A 20,734-nucleotide genomic window follows, 5' to 3' on the forward strand; every position below is an offset into this window, starting at 1 on the left:
CGCAGTTACTGGAGTCTCGTTACGCGCTAGCGCGCGAGCGCGCGGCGGCGGCGCCGGACCAACGGCAGCGCGAGCAGGCGCCAGCCGACGAGGAACACCCCGAGCACGATGGTCGCCACCACGATGAAGCTCGGCTCGATGCCCTGCCCGACCGAGGTGCGGATGAGCATCCCGAGTGCGACGGTCATCAGCCAGACCGGGATGCCCGGCCAGAGGATCGCGAGCGGACGTCGCCAGGCGATGGTCACCAGCCAGCCGCCGAGCAGCCCGACGAGGAACGGCCAGTATGTGTCGACGATCCCGGTGAAGCTCGCCGCCTCCGCGTGACTGCGGCGACCGATGAGCACGAAGACCAGCACGAGCGCGGCGTCGACGACGAACGCCAGCAGCGGAGTCTTCCAGGATTTCACGGGGTTGATGCTACGCGCGGACACCCGTGCATTGCCTGGATGCTGGCCCGCCGTCACTAGACTGTCGTCACCCTGACGCCGAGCCCTGGAGTCCCCCGTGCCCAACTTCGACTTCCTCGCCCAGCCGTCCCTCCCCCGGCCGCACGTGACCGCAGACGACGCGGTCGCCATCGCGGCGGATCACTTCGGTGTGCAGGGGTCGGCGACCGAGCTCGGCAGCCAGCAGGACCGCAACTTCCTCATCGACTCCGGAACCGCCCGCTACGTGCTGAAGCTCGCCAATCCGGTGTTCTCGGCCGATGAGCTGCACGCCCAGAACGCGGCGATGGCGACGCTCGCCGGGTCGGGGCTGCGCATCCCGGAGGTGGTGCCCGCACGGGACGGCGGCGACCTGGTGGCGGTGGAGCTGCACGGCGAGACGCTGCTCGTCCGGATGCTCGGCTACCTCGACGGCGAACCGCTCACCGGCGTGGCCGAACCGTCCAGGGAACAGCTGCGCACTCTCGGCACACTCGCAGGAGCGGTGGCCGCCGGGCTGGCGCCGCTCCGGCATCCCGGGCTCGCCCGCACGACGCAATGGGATGCGCGGATCGGCGGCGAGGTGGTCGACCTCCTCATCGAGCATGTCGCCGACCCGGCGAAGCGCGCCACGGTGCGGGCGGCGACCGACGCGGCGCTCGCCCGGCTGGCACCGCTGCGCTCGCGGCTGCGCGTGCAGGCGGTGCACGGGGATGTGACGGACGACAACATCGTGCTGGCGGGCGGTGCGGACGGCGCCGGCGTGATCGACTTCGGCGACGTCGCGGACGGCTGGCTGGTCGGCGAACTGGCCGCCACCGTCACGAGCGCGCTGCACCACGTCCCCGCCGACCCGCTCGCCGTTCTGGATGTCGCAGAGGCGTTCGCGGCGGAGTCCCCGCTCGACGACGCCGACCTGGCCGCGCTCTGGCCGCTCGTGCTGCTGCGCGGGGCCGTCCTCGTGGTCAGCGGTGAGCAGCAGGTCGCGCTCGACGGCGACAACCGGTACGCCGACGAGAACCGCGCGCACGAGTGGCTGGCGTTCGACCTCGCCCGGCGGATCGATCCGGACGAGTTCGAGGCGGCGCTGCGCTGGCGGCTGGAGCGCGCATCCACCGGCGTCGTGGGCGTCGAAGCTCCCCTCGTCCCCCTGTCGACCGACCAGCGGCACCTCGCCGACCTCTCCGTCACGTCGCGCGCGCTCGACGCCGGCCGCTGGCTCGACCACGACGCTGAGACTGAGGTGCTCTCCGCCGTCTGCCGCGCGCACGGCCACGCCGTCACCCGCTACGCCGAGCATCGGATCACCCGGGCGACCATCGACCGCAGCGCCGCGTCGGCGACCCGCGCGCTGGCCGTGACACTGGATGCGCCGGGCGGGGTCGAGATCGCCGCCCCGTTCCCCGGAGAACTCGCCCTCGTGGACGGCTCGTGGCGGCTGCGCGGCGGCGACGCCGACCTCTGGCTCGACGGGCTGAGCCGTCCGCTCACCACCGCACGGGTGGCGGCCGGCGAGAGCATCGGCGCGGCCGTCACCCTCACGGTGCAGCTGAGCCGCCTGCGCGGGCGCCGCCCACCCGCGTTCGTCACCCCGGCCATCCCGCGCCGGCTGTGGGAGGAGATCGCGCCGGACCCGTCCGCCCTGTTCGGCGCCGACCTGGCAGCGCCGGAGAGCGATGAGCAGCTCGCCCTCGCCCGCCGCGACGACACCTTCGCCGCCGTGCAGGAGCACTACTTCGCCGAGCCGCCGCTGATCGAGCGCGGCTGGCGGCACCACCTGATCGACACGCGCGGGCAGAGCTATATCGACATGGTGAACAACGTCACCGCCGTCGGCCACGCGCATCCCCGGCTCGTCGAAGCGGTGCGCGACCAATGGGCGCTGCTCAACACGAACTCGCGGTTCCACTACGAGGAGCTCGCCCGGTTCACGTCGCGCCTCGCCGAACTCGCGCCCGCACCGCTCGACACCGTGTTCCTGGTGAACAGCGGCAGCGAGGCCGTCGACCTGGCGCTGCGGCTGGCGCAGACGCACACCGGACGGCGGACCATCCTCGCGGTCACCGAGGCGTACCACGGCTGGACGGTCGGGGCGGATGCGGTGTCGTCGTCCATCGGGGACAACCCCCGCGCGCTCGAGACCCGGCCCGACTGGGTGAAGCTGGTCGCGTCGCCGCACACCTTCCGCGGGCGCCACCGGGGCGCGGACTCCACCCCGGCATACCTGGCCGACCTGGATGCGGACCTCGCCGCCCTGGACGCCTCCGGCCAGTCCGTCGCCGGGTTCATCGCGGAGCCGGTGTTCGGCAACGCCGGCGGGGTGATGCTGCCGGACGGCTACCTGCGCGGCGTGTACCAGCGCATCCGGGATCGCGGGGGCGTGTGCATCGCGGACGAGGTGCAGGTCGGCTACGGGAGGCTCGGGCACTACTTCTGGGGTTCGGAGCAGCAGGACGTCGTGCCGGACATCATCACGGTGGCTAAGGCGATGGGCAACGGGCACCCGCTCGGCGCCGTGATCACCACGAAGGCCATCGCGGACTCGTTCGCCGCGGAGGGCAGCTTCTTCTCGTCGGCGGGCGGCAGCCCGGTCAGCGCGACCGTCGGGCTGACCGTGCTCGACATCATGCGCGACGAGGAGCTGCAACGGAACGCCGCGGAGGTCGGCGACCACCTCGCTGCGCGGCTGCGCGCGCTCGGCGACCGGCACGCCCTGATCGGCGCTGTGCACGGGCTGGGGCTCTACCTCGGCGTCGAACTGGTGCGCGACCGCGAGACGCTCGAACCGGCCACGGAGGAGGCGGCGACGATCTGCGACAGGATGCTGGCGGAGGGATGCGTGGTGCAGCCGACGGGCGACCACAAGAACGTCCTCAAGATCAAGCCGCCGCTCTGCATCACGCGTGAGAGCGCCGACCGGTTCGTGGATGCACTGGATCTGGTGCTCGCGACGCTCTGAGGCGGGGCGGTAGCGGCGGCTGTGGCGGCGTCGGTGGCGGCGTCGGTGGCGGCCGCGGCGGTGTCGGTGGCCGGGAATACGCTGGGCGGATGGTCGCCTCGTCAGCCGTCTCCTTCACCCCCGCAGAGCCGTTCCGCATCGCCGTGCCGGACGACGACATCGCCGACCTGCGCTCGCGACTCTCCCGCACCCGCTACCCCGTGCAGACGCCGGCGGCGCCGTGGGCGGCGGGCGTCGACCTGCCGACCCTCCGCACGCTCCTGGACACGTGGCGCGACGACTACGACTGGCGCGCGGCGGAAGCGCGCCTGAACGCGATCCCGCAGTTCACCTCCGTGATCGGCGGTGACGTCGTGCACTTCGCGCACCTGCGCGGGCAGCGTCGATCCGGAGCGGAAGACCCCATCCCGATCGTGCTGAGCCACGGCTGGCCGTACTCGTTCATCGAGATGCTGCCGCTCGCCGAGCTGCTGAGCCGCGACGACGGTTCGGGGCAGACCTTCGACGTGGTCGTGCCGTCGCTGCCGGGGTTCGGGTTCTCCGAGCCGCTGGCCGAGCCGTTCGTCTCGACCGCCGTCGCAGAGCGCTGGCACACGCTGATGACCGACGTGCTCGGCTACCAGCGCTACGCCACATACGGAGAAGACGTCGGCACCTGGACCAGCGACCGCCTCGCCGCCCTGCATCCGGAGTCGGTGCTCGGCCTGTTCGCCACGCACGCCGCGTTCCCGCCGAAGGAGCGCGCAGCAGACCTCACCGACGACGAGCAGGCCTTCGTCACCTGGCTGGGCGACAAGTGGGCGAGGGCCAGCGCATACTCGGCCCAGCAGTCGACCAGGCCGGACACCCTCGCGGTCGGCCTGACGGACTCCCCCGCCGGGCTCGCGGCCTGGCTGCTGGAGAAGTTCCGCGAGTGGAGCGGGTCGGACGACCTGCACACCTGGTGGACCACCGACGAGCTGCTCACCACGATCGCGCTCTACTGGTTCACCGGAACGATCGGCACCTCGTTCCGCGCATACTTCGACGACGCGCAGGAAACCCCGATGCCGCGCATCCACGTTCCGGTCGGGGTGTCCATCCAGTACGGGGAGCGCGGCTTCCCGCGCAGCTACGCCGAGCGCACGTACACCGACATCCGGTTCTGGAACGACCTGCCCACCGGCGGGCACTTCACCGCGAAGCAGACCCCCGAGCTGGTGGCGGCCGACATGCGCACCTTCTTTCAGATCGTGCGCGCGACGGCGTAGGGCGACCTGCCTCTGGGCGGCTCGCGAGCGGCAGGCGTCAGCGCAGCGCCGTCAGCGCAGCGCCGTCTGCGCCGCGGCTGCGAGCGTCGAGGCGACGGCGGCGAGCGTGGTCGACTGCAGCGACCACTGGTGCCAATACAGCGGAACCTCGAGCGGCGCGGCGTCGTCGAGCACCACGAGGCGCCCGTCGGCCAGCTGCTCCGCCGTCTGCAGGTCGGGGAGCATCCCCCAGCCGAGGCCCAGTTCCGCCGCCCGCACGAACTCCGCCGACGCGGGGACGTAGTGCCGGGATGGATGCGCGTCCGGCGCCCGGGCGGCCAGGTATCTGTCCTGCAGCGCATCCTTCCTGTCGAACACCAGCATCGGCGCCGCGGCCATCGCGGAGGGCGTCCAACCGTCCGGCAGCCACCGCGCGACGAACGCCGGGCTCGCCGCCGCCCGGTAGCGCATCGCGCCGAGTCTCGTGACGGTGCAGCCCTGCACCGGCTCCCTGTCGGAACTGATCGCGGCCATCGCCGTGCCGTCGCGCAGCCGGTCGAGGGTGTGCTCCTGGTCGTCCAGCACGATGTCGAACGCGACACCGTGCACCTCGGCCAGCGCAGGCAGCACCCAGGTGGCCAGCGAGTCGGCGTTCACCACCAGCGGGATGCGCGGGGCGACTCCAGCACCGCCCGGCCCCGTGCCCGCCTCGTCGGCGCCGAGCGCATCCACTGCCTCGCTCTCGAGCAGCGCGACCTGCCTGGCCAGTGTGAGGAGGATGCGCCCGGCGGCGGTCGGCTCGATCGGCTTGCTGCGCCGCACGAGCACGCGGCCGGTCTGCGATTCGAGGGCGCGCATCCGCTGGCTGACGGCGGACGGGGTGATGTGCAGCGCGGCGGCGGCGCGGTCGAAGGTGCCGTGGTCGATGACCGCGGCCAGCGTGCGGAGCTGATCGGTGCTGGCATCCATCATCAGCCATGCTAATGGTTCGTAAGAATCATTAGCTTCCCTGAAGCTACTCCGCTGCCTAGTCTCGAACCTGTGACCCCCGCCTCCTCCCTCGCCATCTTCGTCACCGGCCTCGGCGCGGGCGCCTCCCTCATCATCGCGATCGGCGCGCAGAACGCATACGTGCTGCGCCAGGGACTGCGGCGCGAGCACGTGCTGCCGATCGTGCTGATCTGCATCGCCAGCGACGCCGTCCTGATCGCCGCCGGCGTCGCAGGGATCGGCGCGATCATCCGCTCCGCGCCCGTCGCGCTTGAAATCATCCGCTGGGCGGGATTCGCCTTCCTGCTGCTCTACGCCGTCTTCGCCGCCCGCCGCGCCCTCCGCCCGGAGCGCCTCGACCCGGACGGCGCCGCCGCCCCGTCCGCCACCCTGCTCGCGGCGGTCGGCACCTGCCTCGCCCTCACCTGGCTGAACCCGCACGTCTACCTCGACACGGTCCTGCTCCTCGGCTCGCTCAGCGCCTCCCACGGCGACCCGGGCCGCTGGGTGTTCGGCGCGGGCGCCGTCACCGCCAGCATCCTCTGGTTCGGGATGCTCGGCTTTGGAGCCCGCTATCTCGCGCCGGTCTTCGCGCGGCCGCTGGCGTGGCGCATCCTGGACGGCGCGATCGCGGTGCTGATGGTGGTGCTGGCGGTGCTGCTGGTGGTGTGAGCGGCGGGGAGAAGGCGCGCGACACGGCGCAGGAAAAGCAGAAGGGCCGCACTTCGATGAAGTGCGGCCCTCGCTGTTCCGGTGGAGCTAAGGAGATTCGAACTCCTGACCTCTTCGATGCGAACGAAGCGCGCTACCAACTGCGCCATAGCCCCGTGAACTGCTCTGAAACGATAGCACCCCGCGGGGGTCGAAATCGAATCGGGCTAGCTCGCGGCGCGTCGCCTGCGGAGGACGGCGTCGAGGTCGATCGCGTTGGTGTCGAGGTCGTCGAGGAGGCCCATGCTGGCGTAGCGGCTCGGCTCCTGCACGGGCGCGATGGCGACAGGCGCAGCGGCCACGGCAGGCGCAGCAGCGGGTGCGACAGCCACCGGGCGCAGCGGCGTCGGCGCAGGCGCGCGCTCCCCCGCCTTGCGCTCCACCTCGGCCCGCGCAGCGGACCGGCGGAGCTCGGTGGCCGCGTCGATGGACGCCATCGCGGTGGCCGCGATGGTGCCACGGGACAGGTGCAGCGGCTTCGGCAGCGGGCGCGGCGTCCAGCTCTCCTGGCGGGGAGCCCTGACCTCCTGCACGTCGTGCTGGGCGTCGTCGTAGAGCGCGGGCGCGATCGGGGCGGCCAGCGGGACCGCGGCCGAGGCGGTCGCGGCGTTCTCTGCGCCGGCGAGGCGGACGAGCATCCCGATGGCCAGGATGCCGACGACGGCAGAGACCGCGAGGGTGAGCCAGGCGCCGGTGGAGACCAGCGTGGCCGTCCCGACGATGCCGCCGATCACGGAGGCGACGAGCACCAGCGTGCTCAGCCCGCGGGAGCGGCGCAGACGGCGGCGGCGCTGCGGGGACAGTTTCGGCACGGCGGTGGCCGCAGCGAGCACGCGGGCGCGCTGCGCGGCGGCGGCGCGGGCCGCGCGTTCGAGGGCGATGGCCTGCGAGGCTGCCGCCTCCGCCTCTTCGGCGATGCGGCGCTCCTCCTCGGCGATGGCCTGCTCGCGGCGGGCGTGCGCAGCGGCGGCGGCACGCGCCTCGGCGAGCTTCTTCTGCTCCGCACGCTTCAGGATGCGCTGCTGCTCGGCGACGGTACGGGCCGTCGCCTCCATGCGCACCTGCTCCGGCACCTCGCTCGTCTCCGCGAGGATGCGCAGCGTCTGCTGCAGCCTCACCGCGTTGCGTTCCGTCGCCAGGTACTCTCGCCTGCGCAGCCACACCGGGATGAGATAGGCCAGCCACAGCGCAGCGGCGATGGCTACGACCACCCCACCGCCCATCACGTCCCCAGTCATGCCTCTACGGTAGGGGGCAGCGCGTCCGGCGCCCCGGCAGCGCGCCGGGTGTGTTCGCGATGGAGAGTTCTTTCAGGCCCGATGCAGCGTTCGGTCAGCACTGCAGCGTTCGACCAGCGATGCAGCGTTCGGTCAGCGCTGGCGGGCGATCGGCAGCGGGATCGCCGCGGCCGCCCTGTCCTCGGCCGGGATGCTCGCCGCATCCAGTGGGGCGTTGCCGTCGAGCCAGCGGCGCAGCACGCCCTGGGTCAGCTCCTCGGTGACCAGGCCGAAGCAGAAGTGGTCGCGCCAGTCGCCGTTGATGTGGATGTATCGGCGGCGCAGCCCCTCGTAGCGGAAGCCGAGCTTCTCGACCACGCGCAGGCTCGGGCCGTTCTCCGGGCGGATGCAGATCTCCATCCTGTGCAGGCCCAGCTGGTAGAAGCAGTAGTCCGTGGCGAGCGCGACCGCCGTCGGCGTGATGTTGCGACCGGCGAACTCCTCGGACACCCAGTAGCCGATCGTCGCACTCGACAGCGAACCGTAGGTGATCGACGACACGTTGAGCTGACCGGCGAGCTGCCCGTCGTACTCGACGATGAACGGCAGCCCGTGCCCTGCGCGCGCGTTCGCGAGCAACGACCGGATGCTCGACCGCGTGTCGAACGACATCGGCGCATACGGGCTGGTCGCTTCCCACTGGCGCAGCCAGCTGCGGTTGTCGAGCAGGGAACGCTCCAGACCGCGGGCGTCGCGGAGCCGGATGGGCCGGAGGCCGACCTTGCCCTCGCTGAGTGACGGTACGACGATCGCCACGGACCTCTCCTTCTCGGTGTGGCTAGCGGGCCGCGTCGGCGACGGACTCCGCCGGCTCTGCGGACTCCAGCGGCTCAGCGGGCTCGGCGGGCATCTCGGGCAGGACCTCGTCCGGCTCGTCGTCGAGGCCTGCCGCGAACTCGCGGAGCCACGGGCGCAGGTCCGGTCCGAGGTCTTCGCGGTCGGACGCGAGCTGCACGATCGCCTTGATGTAGTCGAGACGGTCGCCGGTGTCGTACCGGCGGCCGCGGAAGACGACGCCGTAGACGCCGCCCGTCCAGTCCGGCGCCTGCGCCATCGACTGCAGCGCATCCGTCAGCTGGATCTCGCCACCCTTGCCCGGCTCCGTCTTCTCCAGCACGTCGAAGACCTCCGGGCGCAGCACGTAGCGTCCGATGATCGCGTAGTTCGACGGCGCGTGCTCGCGGTCCGGCTTCTCGACGAGGCCGGTGATCCGCACCACGTCGTCGTCCTCTGTCTCCTCCACGGCGGCGGCGCCGTACAGGTGGATCTGGCTGGGGTCGACCTCGAGCAGTGCGACGACGGTGGTGTTCCGCTCCTGCTGCACCTCGAGCATCCTGGACAGCAGTTCGTCGCGCGAGTCGATGATGTCGTCGCCGAGGAGCACGGCGAACGGTTCGCGGCCCACGTGCATCTTCGCGCGCAGCACGGCGTGGCCGAGGCCCTTGGGGTCGCCCTGACGGACGTAGTGCATGTCGGCGAGAGCCGTGGAGTAGTTGACCTTCTCGAGGCGGTCGGTGTCGCCCTTCCTGGTGAGGGTCTCCTCCAGCTCCGCGTTGCGGTCGAAGTGGTTCTCGAGCGCGTTCTTGTTGCGCCCGGTGATCATCAGGACATCGTGGAGCCCCGCATCCACCGCCTCCTCGACCACGTACTGGATGGCGGGCTTGTCGACGACGGGGAGCATCTCCTTCGGCATGGCCTTGGTGGCCGGAAGGAAGCGGGTGCCGAGGCCCGCAGCTGGAATGACTGCTTTAGTGACGTGCGTTGCCATCTGCTCAGGGTATCGGCAATTCGCGGCACCCCCGGATGCAATCTCTTAGGATTGCCCTTATGGATTCGGATACTGCCGCCCATCGCAAGCGCGCACTGCGCGCCGAACTGCGTGAACGACGACAGAACCTCACCAGCACCGAGCGTGCTGCAGCGACCGCGGGGATCACCCGCAACCTCACCGACCTCGCGACCGACCTCTCCGCACGCTCCGTCGCCTGCTACCTGTCCACGCCGATCGAGCCGGACACCCGCCCGTTCCTCAACTGGATGCACGCCCAGGGCATCCGGGTACTGCTGCCCATCTCGCGGGAGGACGGCCTGCTCGACTGGACGACCGGCGACGGCGAGACGGAGACGGAAGGCCTGTTCGGGATGCCGGAGGCCGTCGGCGAGCTGCTCGGCCCGATCGCCATCAACGACGTGGACCTGATCGTGATCCCCGCCGCCGCCGTCGACGCCTCCGGGATGCGGATGGGCTGGGGCAGAGGCTATTTCGACAAGACCCTCGGCAGCATGGAAAAATGTCCCCCGGTGTACGCTGTGCTGTTCGACGCCGAGCTGGTCGACGAGGTGCCCCGCGAACGACACGACCAACCGGTCGACGGCGCGGTCACCCCGACCAGGATCGTCCAGTTCTCGTGACAGCAGCACCGGGCGAACCCGCCCGACACCCCGACTATCCCGGAGCCTGACACAATGCCCACCTATTCGTACTCGTGCCGCGACTGCGGGACCGCCTTCGACATCCAGCAGGCGTTCACCGACGATGCGCTCACCGTCTGCCCCACCTGCGGCGGCAGCCTGCGCAAGGTGTTCGGCGCGGTCGGCGTGACGTTCAACGGGTCCGGGTTCTACCGCACGGACTCGCGCGGGACGAAGAGCTCCAGCACGGGCTCGGGGTCGTCGTCGTCGGGATCCGGTTCGTCGTCATCCGGTTCCTCTTCTTCCGGGTCGTCCTCGTCCGGCTCGTCCTCGTCCGGCTCCGGTTCGTCCTCCTCCGGCTCGTCCAGCGCTCCGGCCGCCTCCACGTCGTCCAGCTAGTCCCCCTCGATCCCTGCACCACCAGCCTTTCGAAAGGAACCGGCCATGCTCAAAGGATTCAAGGAGTTCATCCTCCGCGGAAACGTGATCGACCTGGCCGTCGCGGTCGTCATCGGCGCTGCGTTCACGGCCGTGGTGAACTCGATCGTCACGAACATCTTCAACCCGATCATCGGGGCGTTCGCGAAGACGAGCGATCTGACCAATGCGCTGGTCCTCACCATCGGCGACGCGCAGATCAAGTTCGGTGCGGTGCTTGGCGCGATCATCCAGTTCCTGATCATCGCGGTCGTCGTCTACTTCGTCTTCGTCTACCCGATCAACCTCGCGAAGAACCGCGCGCAGAAGCTCCGCAACCAGGGCGTCGTCGAACCGGATGCCCCAATCACCGAGCTCGACCTGCTCACCGAGATCCGCGACCTGCTGCAGACCCAGGCCGCCCCGCCGTCCGCATCGGGAAAGCACGCCGAGTAGCGCGCGTCACCAGTGCGGCGGAACGTCCTGCCGCAGCCGCTCGTCGTTGCTGTCCCCCCGGTCGTTCCACGCCCGGTCGGTGTCCTCCGACGCGCGCTGCGGCCCGCCGGCCTGCCCGCTCTGCGGCTCAGGATCGGTCCCGGGCGCGGCACCCACCTGCACCCGCCGATGCTTCCGCCTGCCCGTCTCGCTCACCCTCCCAGGGTAGCCGCGATCGAACACCGCCCTCGCCACGTCTAGACCGCGAAAAGCGGCAACCAACTCGCGCTAATCCGGGACCTCCTGTGGCTAGCGCAGGCAATCGGCGTGAGTGTGCTCCCACACCGCTTTGTCTTCCGACGCGTCCCACTCCTCGAACATTCGCTCATAGTCAGCCTGCTCGATATCTGGCATATGAACTATGGTACCCGAGAATGATGCTAGGCCTGACGGGATGAACGTTCCGCTGCGGTCGCAGCGACCTTACCCGGACGAAACCTAGCCCTGCTGCACCGGGATCGAGATCGGGGCCGTCTGCGTGTCCGGCTCGGTGATGCCGATCAGCCGGGCGATCCGGGACGCGACCGCGTCCGGGTCGGCGAACAGTTCGAAGCTGTGCACGCGGAGGTAGTGCCAGCCGAGGCGGCGGAGGACGTCGGGGCGCAGGCGCAGGGATTCGCGGAGGCTGCCCTTGTTGACGTCGTCGTCGGTCTCGACCGCGACCGCGCGTCCGGCGTGGGAGGCGACGAGCGCGAGCTTGCCCCGGTAGCCGAGCTGCACATCCAGTCCCCGCCTGGTGAGGCGTTTGGCGAGGTCGAGCACCATCGGGTCCGCGTCGTGGCTGAGGTACTGGGCGGTCGCCGCCTGGATCTGGTCGGCCTCGCCGAGCACCTGGGCGAGCGCGGCCATGCCGTGGCGCATCCTGGTCTCGTCGATGTCTTCCGGCTTGAAGCAGGAGACGATGTCCATGCCGCGGCGGGCGCGGGTCATGCCGACGGCGAGCAGCCGCTCCCCTCCCGGCTCCGCGAGGGCCCCGAAGTTGGAGAGCAGGCGGCCGTGCGGGGTGCGGCCGTATCCGATGGAGAAGACGACGCGGTCGCGGCTCTGCGCCACCGACTGCTCCAGCGTCACCACCGTGAACGGCTCCGCCCGGTCTTTCAGGATGAAGTCGGCCAGTTCCGTGCGCTTGGCGAACGCCGCAAGCACGGCCTGGTTGACGCGCACGGCGTGCCGCTCGCTCGCCGTGATCACCATCAGGGATTCGCGGGGACGCTCCGTGGCGTGCTCGAGCACCAGCTCGACCACCTTCGACACTTCGGCGTCCGTGCTCTCCACGGCTCCGGTGTCGCTGTCCGGCATCCCCTGGCCGCCGGTGACGTAGTTGAGGGTGAGGCTACCGTGGCCGAGGTAGGTTCCCGCCCAGGGCAGCGAGTCGATCATCCCGCCGTAGAACCGGCGGTTGACGAGGTCGGCGAGGTCTTCCCCGCCCGCGCGGTAGCTGCGGGTGAGCGTGTAGACCGGGAGCAGTTCGGACAGCTGGGCCAGCGCCGAGCCCGCGTGCGCGGCATCCACGTCCACCTGGTCGACCGTCGTGCCGTATTCGTGCGCGCCGATGTCGAACGGGGACGGCGTCTGCGTCACCGGGTCGCCGAACGCCACGATCTGGCGGGCGCGGCGGATGACCGGCACGTTCTCCGACAGCATGGATGCGCCGGCGTCGACGAGGAGGACGGCGTCGAACGCGACATCCTGGCTGATCGAGGTCACCTCGTACGGCGACACCAGCCAGACCGGCGCGAGCGGGCGTGCCAGGTGCGGCGCGACCTCGTTGAGGGTCGCCGCCGTGGTCTTGTCGCTCTTCAGCAGCTTCTTGAGCGCCGCAGCTTCCTCCGGCCAGTCGACGATGCCGATCTTCCAGGTCTCTGCGAGCATCCACGCGAGCTGCTGCCCGGTGGCGGAGGCGTGCGCCTCGTCGACCAGGCGGAAGTCGGCTTCGAGGCGGTCGAGCACACCGGTGTTGCCGTTGAGCAGGGCGCGGTCGGAGGCGAGCAGCGTCTCCAGCACCGACTGCCACCAGGCCAGTTCGAGCTCGGCGGACACCTGGGTCTCCGGCACGTGCCGCAGCGACAGGTCGGAGAGCAGCGGGTCGAGCTTCCGCTCGCGCAACTCGGTGAGGAGCGCCGTGCGCTCCTGCAGGTTGGCGAGCACCTCCGACTCCGCGGCGAGCCCGGCGATCTGCCTGGTCAGCTCGTCGACGGGGAGGACGGACAGCGAGAACGGCGTTCCCGTGCGGCGCAGCGGGATGTCGAGCCGTGCGAGGTCTTCCGCGACGCGCTGGTACGCGACCTGCACGTCGGCGATGCCCACCGGCACCTCCGGCACCACGCCGGCGGCGGCGAACCGCTGCCACAGGATGCGCTGCTGCTGGATGCGCCGCAGGCTCTCGTTGAGGTCGGTGACGTGCACGCCGGGGCGCACGTATTCGAGCGCCAGCTTGCGCAGGCGTCGGCGGTTGGCGCCGGACATGGTCGGCGACTCGCGGCGCGTCGCCGTCGCCGCTATGAGTTCGGCGATCGAGCGGTCGTAGACGGCCGGCTGGAACTTGTCGAGCGTCTCGCGCACATCCATCAGGAGGCGCAGGTAGACGCCCAGCTCCGCGATCGACTCGAACGGCCGCATCCTGGTCTGACCGATCAGCGACTTCGCGCGTTCGAGCAGGCGGGGCAGTTCGGAGCGGTTGAGCTTCTTCGCCAGCTCGTGCGCCGCGTTGCCCTCGGCCGTCGTGCCGAAGGAGGCGCCGTACCAGGGCGAGTCGTTCGGGCCGTAGCGGAACTCGCCGAGCCTGGCCGCGCGGATGAGCGCGTCGGCGGCGGCCGGCCTGTCGTTCGCCAGCAACTCGATGGATGCGCGGTCCAGCCGCGCCGTCGTGGACGGCGGAGTGGGCAGCAGCGACAGGCGGGACAGCTCGCCGAGCGCATCCAGGACGGACACCTTGAGCACGGGATCGCGGCGGGTGAGCGCCGAGCGGTAGTCGAGCAGCACCTTGCGGAGGCGCACGAGCGCCTCGTCGACGTCGGTGACCTTCGGCTGGGTGGCCTTCTCGTTGCGGCCGATCGACTGGATCACGTCGCGGCGGAGCGTGCGCGGCGTCACGGCGAGGCCGGGCAGCCCCACCTGGGTGAGCCGGTGCGTGATGTCTTCGATGCTGGACCGGCGCGGGGTCACGACGAGCACGCGCTTGTGCTGGGCGACGAGCGCGCCGACGGCGTTGACGATGGTCTGCGTCCCACCGGTGCCCGGCAGTGTCTTGACGACGATGGAGTTGCCCGCCGCGATCTGGGCGACGACGTTCTCCTGCTCCTCGTCCGCATCCAGCAGCAGCGTGTCCGTGGCGGGAGGGCGCTCATCCTGACGAACGGGCTGCACCGGGTTGAAGGCACTCTCGACCGTGCGGCGGGCGGACGGGTTGCCGGCCAGCGCATCCAGGACCACGTTGTCGAGGTCTTCCGCCTCGGCCCGCATGGCGGTCGCCACATCGGCGAACGACGACACGACGAGGCGCGGCTGCACGTTGAACCAGGGCAGGTGCGATGTCAGTCCGCGCAGGCGGTCGATCACGGGCTGCGGCTTGAACACGCCGTTGGTGAGGGCGAGCGCGACGAACGCATCCGCGTCGAGAGTGATCTGGAACTGCTCGGCGAGAGCACGCGCCAGCTCGGGGTTGAGGTACGGCTGGCCCTTGAGCTTGAGTTCGAAGTCGCGACCGTAGCGGCGGATCGCGAGCGGGCGCAGCAGGATCGGAGCGGTGTACTCCTCCCCGCCGTGGCGCCACTGGGCGAGACCGATCGCCAGGTGCACGGACTCGATGCCGCGCACCGAGCGCAGCTCGATGCCCTTGGCCGTGATCGCGTTGGCGGCGGCGCGCGCGGTGCGCAAAGCGAGTTCGTCGCGGATCAGGCTCGACAGCAGCGTCGACTGACCGGTGATGAACTGCGGAAGGCCGCCGGGATGCGTCGAGCTCAGCTCGATGCGCGTCCGCGGGCTGTCCTCGAAGTGCAGCAGAGGGGATGCGCCGCCGAGGGCCGCGATCTCCTCACGCCACCGGTGCCACACGGGTTCGGCGATGTTGCCGGCCACGAGAGCAGGGTCACCGAGGCTGATCGCGTGCGGTGACGTGGTGTTCTGCGGGTTGAGGGCGTCATCGTCCGGAATGTCCGACATCATGTCGTCATCCTCGTTCTTCCTGTCCAGTCGCCACACACGGCCACCCTACGGGCTGATTCCAGTATTCCCCTTGCAATCCGGGCGAGTTTCGCGCTAAAGGGCACTGTCCAGGCTACCGCTCGCTGCGACGCACCCTCTCCCCGAGCAGCGCGAGGCCGAGCAATCCGCAGGCGAGGTACACGAGCGCCTGGCCGTTCAGGATGGCGACGACGTCGACATGTTCGGCGAGGAAACCGGCCACCAGCAGCCCGGCGCCCTGAGCGGCGCCGCCGAAGGTGGTGACCGACGCGAACACGCGGCCGAGCGCCTCCGGCGGCGTGACGCGCTGCACGATCGTGATCAGGCCGGTGGTGGTGGCGACGGCCGGGATGCCGACGGCGATGAACAGGCCGACGTACACGCCGACCGCGGTGGTCACCGGGTACAGGTTCCAGGTGAGCAGCGAGATCACCCCGAAGACGAGGTAGCCGGCGCCGACCAGGATGCGCGGGGCGAACCGGCGCAGCAGCACCCCGCTGAGCAGCCCGCCGATCACGCCGCCGATGGCCTGCACGCCGCGCAGCAGACCGACCTCGGTGCCGTTCGCCCCGAGCCGGTCGGTGACGTACACGATGAAGAGGACCAGGAAGATGCCCTGCGCGAACTGGCCGAGCGTGGTGATCGCCGTCACAGCGCCGAGCGGACGCACCCTGCGGATGGTGGAGAGGCCATCGAGCCACTGCCGCAGGAAGTGCACGCGCGGCAGCGGCGGGTGGTCGGCGTCCGGCGCAGTGGATGCACGGGGCCGGCTGAGCGCGACCAGTCCGGCGCTGAGCAAGTAGCTCGCCGCATCCACCACCACCACGCCGGGCAGCCCGACCAGCACGAACGCCAGGCCGCCGAGCGGGGACCCGATCAGCCTGGCCAGGTTGTCGCTCACCGCCATCAGCGCGTTGCCCTGGCCGAGCTGCTTGTCGTCGACGAGGCGCGGCACCAGTGCCTGCTTGGCCGGGTTGACGATCGCGCCGAGGCACGCCTCGAGCGCTGCGACGACGTAGACGATCCACATCCGGTCGGCGGACGCCGCCAGCAGCGGGAGCAGCAGAGCGCCCTGGAGCAGGTTGGCGACGATCATCGTCCTGCGGTGGTCCCAGCGGTCGACGAGCACGCCGAGGAAGCTGCCGAGCACGAGCATCGGCACGAGCTCGGCCAGGAAAACGGTGGATGCGCCGAGCGCGCTGCCCGTGACGGCGAACGCGAACAGCGGCAGCGCGATCATCAGCAGCCAGTCGCCGGTGTCGGAGATGAAGCTGCTGGCCCAGACCAGGGCGAAGTCGCGCCGGAACAGCGGCGAGCGCTTCCGCTCCCCCGCCTGCGGTGGCCGGGTCTCCGTCACGATGTCCTCGCATCCGGGTGGCGGTACGCGTTGAGGTGGAGGGCGACGACGTCGCTGCCCTCCGGGGCGTCGTCGCGGGTGAGGCCGATGTACGGGCGGATGAGCGCATCCAGTCGTTCGCCGAGATCGCGGAGCTCCTGCGGCGTCATGCGCAGGGCGTAGCCGGAGAGCGTCATCGCGTCCTTCCACTCCTCCGGCTGCGCGTCGCGGCCGGCGACGGCGCGGCGGGTGAGCGCCGCCTCGTCGTCGATCTGCTTCTCGACCAGGGCGCGTTCGACGGTGTCGGAGCCGAGGGCGGTGGCCGGGTCATCGCTGCTGCCGAACTGCAGCCCCGTGGCGGTGGAGCGCCAGGGCCGCTCACGTCCATCCACCGGGTCGACGGACTCGACCAGGCCGTAGCGCGCGAGCGAGCGCAGGTGGTAGCTGCAGTTGGAGGCGGTGGAGCCGACGACCTCCGCGCACTGGCTGGCCGTCTGGGTGCCGAACGCCATCAGGTGATTGAGCAGGGCGAGCCGCAGTGGATGCGCGAGGGCACGGAGCGCGCGGGCGTCGGTGACCTGCCGCCGGTCCTCGGGCCTGCTCGATGTGAAAGACATGTTTCACATTGTCGGCTGTCCGTTCTTTCACGTCAAGCGGGGAATGGTTGACCGGGCAACGCGTTGTTGTAGAACGTTAACGAACGCAACAGAGCGGGAGAGCGATGTCGAGCACCACCACGGCCAATATCGGATTCCGGTCCGAGCGAGGGCCCATCCTGATCGCGCTGATGCTGACCACCGGACTGGTCGCCATCGACTCGACCATCCTGGCCACGGCCGTCCCGTCGATCGTCGCCGACCTCGGCGGGTTCTCGCAGTTCCCCTGGCTGTTCTCGGTGTACCTGCTCGCGCAGGCCGTCTCCGTCCCCCTCTACGCCAAGCTGTCCGACACCATCGGGCGCAAGCCGATCGTCCTCATCGGCATCGGACTGTTCCTCGTCGGCTCCGTGCTGTGCGGGTTCGCCTGGAGCATGCCGGCCCTCATCGCGTTCCGCGCCGTGCAGGGCCTCGGCGCCGGAGCCATCCAGCCGATGGCCGTCACCATCGCCGGAGACATCTACACCGTCGCAGAACGCGCGAAGGCGCAGGGCTACCTGGCGAGCGTCTGGGCGATCTCCTCGGTGGTCGGGCCGACGCTCGGCGGCCTGTTCTCCGAGTTCACCTCGTGGAGGTGGATCTTCTTCGTCAACGTGCCCCTGTGCATCCTGGCCGGGTGGATGCTGATGCGCACCTTCCACGAGAAGATCGAACGCCGCAAGCACCGGATCGACTACGCGGGCTCGATCCTGCTCACCTCCGGCATGACGCTGCTCATCCTGGCGGTGCTCGAAGGCGGGACCGGCTGGGCCTGGAACTCGGTGTGGAGCATCGGCTCGTTCGTGCTGGGCGGCCTCATCCTGGTGGTGTTCGTGCTGGTCGAGCGGCGCGCGGCGGAACCCGTGCTCCCGCTCTGGGTGTTCTCCCGGCGGCTGCTGGTGACGACCACGCTGGTGTCGCTCGGCGTCGGCGCGATCCTGATCGGGCTCACCTCCTACGTGCCGACCTACCTCGAAGGAACGGTGCACGTCACGCCCTTCATCTCCGGCCTGGCGGTCGCGGCGCTCACCATCGGCTGGCCGATCGCCGCCTCCCAGTCCGGACGCTTCTACCTGCGCATCGGCTTCCGCAACACGGCACTGCTCGGCTCGGCCATCGCGCTCGTCGGGGCGATCACGCTCGCGGCGACCAGCGTGCACCCGAGCGTCGCGTTCGTCGCGATCAGCTGCTTCATCGTCGGCCTCGGGATGGGCCTGATCGCCACCCCGACCCTCATCGCTGCCCAGTCGAGCGTCGACTGGAACGAGCGAGGCGTCGTGACGGGCACCAATATGTTCGCCCGCTCGATCGGCAGCGCGGTCGGAGTCGCGGTCTTCGGCGCGATCGCCAACTCGATCATCGCCGGCTCGGCGGGCGGCGAGCACGACCCGGCGACGGTGCAGGCCGCGGCGACGGCGGTGTTCGTGTCGGTCGCAGTCGTCTCGGCGCTGACCATCGCCGCCGGCGCGTCGATGCCGCGCTCGCGGGTGGAAGACGTGGCGTTCACGCCGGCGAGCTGAGGACCGCTTCGTCTCGCTACGGCTTGCGCGCCAGCATCACGAACTCGTTGTACGGGAACGCCTTGCCCGCGGCCCGAGGGAACGGGAACGAGTACTGCCGGATCGGCGTCAGCCCGAGCTTCACACTCAGTTCGCGCAGGCCATCGAAGTCGACGAACGTCACGTGCGTCGCGTCGCTGCGATATCCGCGCTCCTGCGGCGTGATGAACGCCACCTGCCCGCCCGAACGCACATACGGCAGGTAGCTCTGGATGAGCTCCACGGCGAAGTCGGGATCCAGGTGCTCGACCACGTGCGCGACGAGGGCGGCGTCGAAGCTGCCGGGCACCGCATACGGAGAGGACGGGAACTCGTCGCTCGTGAACGCAGTGAGGCCGCGGGCGCGTGCGGTCGCGATCGACTCGGGGTTGTGGTCGACGCCGACGCCGTTGTTGCCGAGGTGGGCGAGGTTGCGGCCGAGACCGCAGCCGATGTCGAGGACCCTGCCGAGGTGCATGTGCCGGATGTTGTACCGGTACGGCGCCTGGACGTTGAGCGTCCTCCTCCACCAGGAGTTGTCGAGCCTGCGGAGTCGCTCGGCGTAATCGAGGCCGGCCGTTCCGCTGCCGGAGCCTCCCGGCTCTTCGGCTTTCGCTGCCGTCACAGTCGCTCACCTTCGTCTCGCATCTCTGCAACGCTACGGCACCGGCACAGCCCCTTCAAAGCATTCAGCCAATAACATCGTCACGGAACTGTTCACCGTTGATGGGATTGAGCCGAATGGCAACAGGCAGGGGCGCTTCGGGGCCGAATAAACGCGACCGCCGGGAAGAGGCGAGGGAACACGCCCGCCTCATGCGCGAGGAAGCCGCCAAGAAGGCCAAGCGCCGCAAGATCATCGTGCAGGGTTCGGTGATCGTCGGGATCGTCGCCGTGCTGGCGATCGTCGGCGGGTTCATCTTCGCCGGGGTCAACGCGGCCAACAACGTCGCCAACCCGAAGAACATGCAGAGCGGGGGCATCCTGCTCACCGCGTCGGACAAGGCGGTGACCACGCCCGCCATCGCGAAGGGCGCAGAGCCGACGCCGACCAAGCAGACACTCGACGGCAAGACGGCGCACATCCAGATCTGGCTCGACTACCAGTGCCCGTACTGCAACCAGTTCGAGACCACGAACTCCGACCAGATGAAGCAGTGGATGGCGGACGGCCAGGCGACCCTGGAGATCCACCCGGTCGCGATCCTGGACTCGCCCACGAACAAGAAGTACTCGACCAGGGCAGCGGCAGCCGCATCCTGTGTCGCCAACTACGAGCCGGACAAGTTCTTCGACATCAACAGCGCCCTGTTCGCCAACCAGCCGGATGAGCAGACAGGCTCCGGCTTGACCAACGCGGAGATGCTGAAGCTGTTCAAGGACAAGGGGGTCTCGTCGCAGAAGGTCACCGACTGCGTCAACGACCAGCGGTTCGCCAAGTTCGTCACGAACCGCACCGCCTCCGCGGTGAGCGACCCGCAGCTGCGGGGAGCGAACGGGTTCGGAACGCCGACCGTGTTCGTGAACGGCCAGCGATACTCGGGCGGTTTCACCGACGCCACCACGTTCGCGTCGTTCGTCGGAACGGCCGTCAAGGACGCCGGTGCCAGCGGAAGCGTGACCTTCCCCACTCCGACGCCGAAGAAGTAGCACGCGCAGCAGCGCAGCACGGGAGCGCCCGGTCTTCTGACCGGGCGCTTCTGTCGTTCGCCGGCGCGGTGTAGCGTTCGCTGCACCAGCACGGACACCAGCACGGACGGCGAAGGGAAACACCATGGACCGCATCCCGGACGACGGCATCGACGGCCTCGACGACGACCTGCTCGGCGACGCGGACGCCGGAGACACGGCAGGCTGGGTGGACCCGGCCGACGGCGACGTCGACTACGCGGCGGACGATCCGATTGCCGCCGCCGACTTCGCGGACGACCTGGTCACCACGGACGCGGTCGCCGGAGAGACGGTCTGGCCCGGTGCCGGCGACGGCAACGACGGCCCGACGGGCGGCTCCCCCACCGAGGCCTCCCCGCTCTACGACGAGCACGCGGACCCCGCAGACATCGACGCCGACCCGGACACGGCCATCGACGCCGCCCGCGACCCCGACGCCTGACCCCACCCCCAA

The 20,734-nt window shown here is 70.2% G+C and carries 19 protein-coding genes and 1 tRNA gene; 9 read left to right on the plus strand and 11 right to left on the minus strand.

Annotation, left to right across the window (positions count from 1 at the left end):
• Positions 1-26 precede the first annotated feature (26 nt).
• Positions 27-410: a DUF3054 domain-containing protein gene (locus tag B7438_RS11855; protein WP_256921998.1), complete on the minus strand. Its 384-nt coding sequence runs from the start codon at positions 408-410 to the stop codon at positions 27-29.
• A gap of 97 nt (positions 411-507) precedes the next feature.
• On the opposite strand from B7438_RS11855, the gene B7438_RS11860 reads away from it, so the two are divergent.
• Positions 508-3,387, plus strand: a complete 2,880-nt coding sequence (locus B7438_RS11860) for an aminotransferase (RefSeq protein WP_085369802.1) — start codon at positions 508-510, stop codon at positions 3,385-3,387.
• 89 nt (positions 3,388-3,476) lie between these two features.
• A complete protein-coding gene (locus B7438_RS11865; protein ID WP_085369803.1) occupies positions 3,477-4,637 on the plus strand; it encodes an epoxide hydrolase family protein in 1,161 nt (386 codons plus the stop codon).
• 51 nt (positions 4,638-4,688) lie between these two features.
• On the opposite strand, the gene B7438_RS11870 is transcribed toward B7438_RS11865, so the two are convergent.
• On the minus strand, positions 4,689-5,588 hold the full coding sequence (locus tag B7438_RS11870) for a LysR family transcriptional regulator ArgP (protein WP_085369804.1): 900 nt from the start codon (positions 5,586-5,588) through the stop codon (positions 4,689-4,691).
• A 69-nt stretch (positions 5,589-5,657) separates the two neighbouring features.
• On the opposite strand from B7438_RS11870, the gene B7438_RS11875 reads away from it, so the two are divergent.
• Positions 5,658-6,278 carry a LysE/ArgO family amino acid transporter gene (locus B7438_RS11875; protein WP_085369805.1) on the plus strand — a complete coding sequence of 207 codons (621 nt, stop codon included), beginning with the start codon at positions 5,658-5,660 and terminating at the stop codon, positions 6,276-6,278.
• Between the two features lie 82 nt (positions 6,279-6,360).
• Here B7438_RS11875 and B7438_RS11880 read toward each other — a convergent pair.
• The 4 genes from B7438_RS11880 to galU form a co-directional block, all read right to left on the minus strand.
• Positions 6,361-6,433: transfer RNA gene (locus B7438_RS11880), tRNA-Ala, on the minus strand.
• Positions 6,434-6,484: 51 nt separating this feature from the next.
• Complete coding sequence (locus tag B7438_RS11885) at positions 6,485-7,555, minus strand: hypothetical protein (RefSeq protein WP_085369806.1); 1,071 nt, start codon at positions 7,553-7,555, stop codon at positions 6,485-6,487.
• Positions 7,556-7,687: 132 nt separating this feature from the next.
• Positions 7,688-8,350 carry a GNAT family N-acetyltransferase gene (locus B7438_RS11890; protein ID WP_085369807.1) on the minus strand — a complete coding sequence of 221 codons (663 nt, stop codon included), beginning with the start codon at positions 8,348-8,350 and terminating at the stop codon, positions 7,688-7,690.
• 22 nt (positions 8,351-8,372) lie between these two features.
• Positions 8,373-9,362, minus strand: coding sequence for a UTP--glucose-1-phosphate uridylyltransferase GalU (gene galU / locus B7438_RS11895; protein WP_085369808.1), 990 nt, complete (start codon positions 9,360-9,362; stop codon positions 8,373-8,375).
• 59 nt (positions 9,363-9,421) lie between these two features.
• Here galU and B7438_RS11900 point away from each other — a divergent pair, with 59 nt between their 5' ends.
• From B7438_RS11900 to mscL, 3 genes are read left to right on the plus strand one after another with little or no spacing between them, the layout of a single operon-like run.
• The gene (locus B7438_RS11900) at positions 9,422-10,006 is read left to right on the plus strand and encodes a 5-formyltetrahydrofolate cyclo-ligase (RefSeq protein WP_085369809.1); all 585 of its coding nucleotides are present in this window, start codon (positions 9,422-9,424) and stop codon (positions 10,004-10,006) included.
• 54 nt (positions 10,007-10,060) lie between these two features.
• Positions 10,061-10,405, plus strand: coding sequence for an FmdB family zinc ribbon protein (locus B7438_RS11905; protein WP_085369810.1), 345 nt, complete (start codon positions 10,061-10,063; stop codon positions 10,403-10,405).
• 45 nt (positions 10,406-10,450) lie between these two features.
• A complete protein-coding gene (gene mscL / locus B7438_RS11910; protein ID WP_085369811.1) occupies positions 10,451-10,879 on the plus strand; it encodes a large conductance mechanosensitive channel protein MscL in 429 nt (142 codons plus the stop codon).
• A 6-nt stretch (positions 10,880-10,885) separates the two neighbouring features.
• Here mscL and B7438_RS20555 read toward each other — a convergent pair whose 3' ends face one another.
• The 4 genes from B7438_RS20555 to B7438_RS11930 all read right to left on the minus strand — a co-directional run bounded on the left by B7438_RS20555 (position 10,886) and on the right by B7438_RS11930 (position 17,053).
• Complete coding sequence (locus B7438_RS20555) at positions 10,886-11,041, minus strand: hypothetical protein (RefSeq protein ID WP_179150799.1); 156 nt, start codon at positions 11,039-11,041, stop codon at positions 10,886-10,888.
• A gap of 315 nt (positions 11,042-11,356) precedes the next feature.
• A complete protein-coding gene (locus B7438_RS11920; RefSeq protein WP_373270196.1) occupies positions 11,357-15,082 on the minus strand; it encodes an AAA family ATPase in 3,726 nt (1,241 codons plus the stop codon).
• Positions 15,083-15,194: 112 nt separating this feature from the next.
• Positions 15,195-16,457, minus strand: a complete 1,263-nt coding sequence (locus B7438_RS11925; protein WP_085369814.1) for an MFS transporter — start codon at positions 16,455-16,457, stop codon at positions 15,195-15,197.
• A complete protein-coding gene (locus B7438_RS11930; RefSeq protein WP_085369815.1) occupies positions 16,454-17,053 on the minus strand; it encodes a helix-turn-helix transcriptional regulator in 600 nt (199 codons plus the stop codon). Before B7438_RS11930 ends, B7438_RS11925 begins: the two co-directional genes overlap by 4 nt.
• Before the next feature lie 104 nt (positions 17,054-17,157).
• Between B7438_RS11930 and B7438_RS11935 the strand changes: the two genes are divergently transcribed.
• Positions 17,158-18,591: an MDR family MFS transporter gene (locus B7438_RS11935; protein WP_085369816.1), complete on the plus strand. Its 1,434-nt coding sequence runs from the start codon at positions 17,158-17,160 to the stop codon at positions 18,589-18,591.
• Between the two features lie 16 nt (positions 18,592-18,607).
• Here the strand turns inward: B7438_RS11935 and B7438_RS11940 are convergent, their stop codons facing one another.
• Entirely contained in the window at positions 18,608-19,234 is a 627-nt protein-coding gene (locus tag B7438_RS11940) for a bifunctional 2-polyprenyl-6-hydroxyphenol methylase/3-demethylubiquinol 3-O-methyltransferase UbiG (protein ID WP_085369817.1), read from the minus strand.
• Between the two features lie 191 nt (positions 19,235-19,425).
• Here B7438_RS11940 and B7438_RS11945 point away from each other — a divergent pair, with 191 nt between their 5' ends.
• Both B7438_RS11945 and B7438_RS11950 read left to right on the plus strand, forming a co-directional pair.
• Entirely contained in the window at positions 19,426-20,259 is an 834-nt protein-coding gene (locus tag B7438_RS11945; protein ID WP_085369818.1) for a thioredoxin domain-containing protein, read from the plus strand.
• Between the two features lie 124 nt (positions 20,260-20,383).
• Positions 20,384-20,722, plus strand: a complete 339-nt coding sequence (locus tag B7438_RS11950) for a hypothetical protein (RefSeq protein WP_085369819.1) — start codon at positions 20,384-20,386, stop codon at positions 20,720-20,722.
• Positions 20,723-20,734 lie beyond the last annotated feature (12 nt).

The sequence above is a fragment of the Leifsonia sp. NCR5 genome, from assembly GCF_002105485.1.
In the GTDB taxonomy this organism is placed as follows: Bacteria; Actinomycetota; Actinomycetes; order Actinomycetales; family Microbacteriaceae; genus Leifsonia.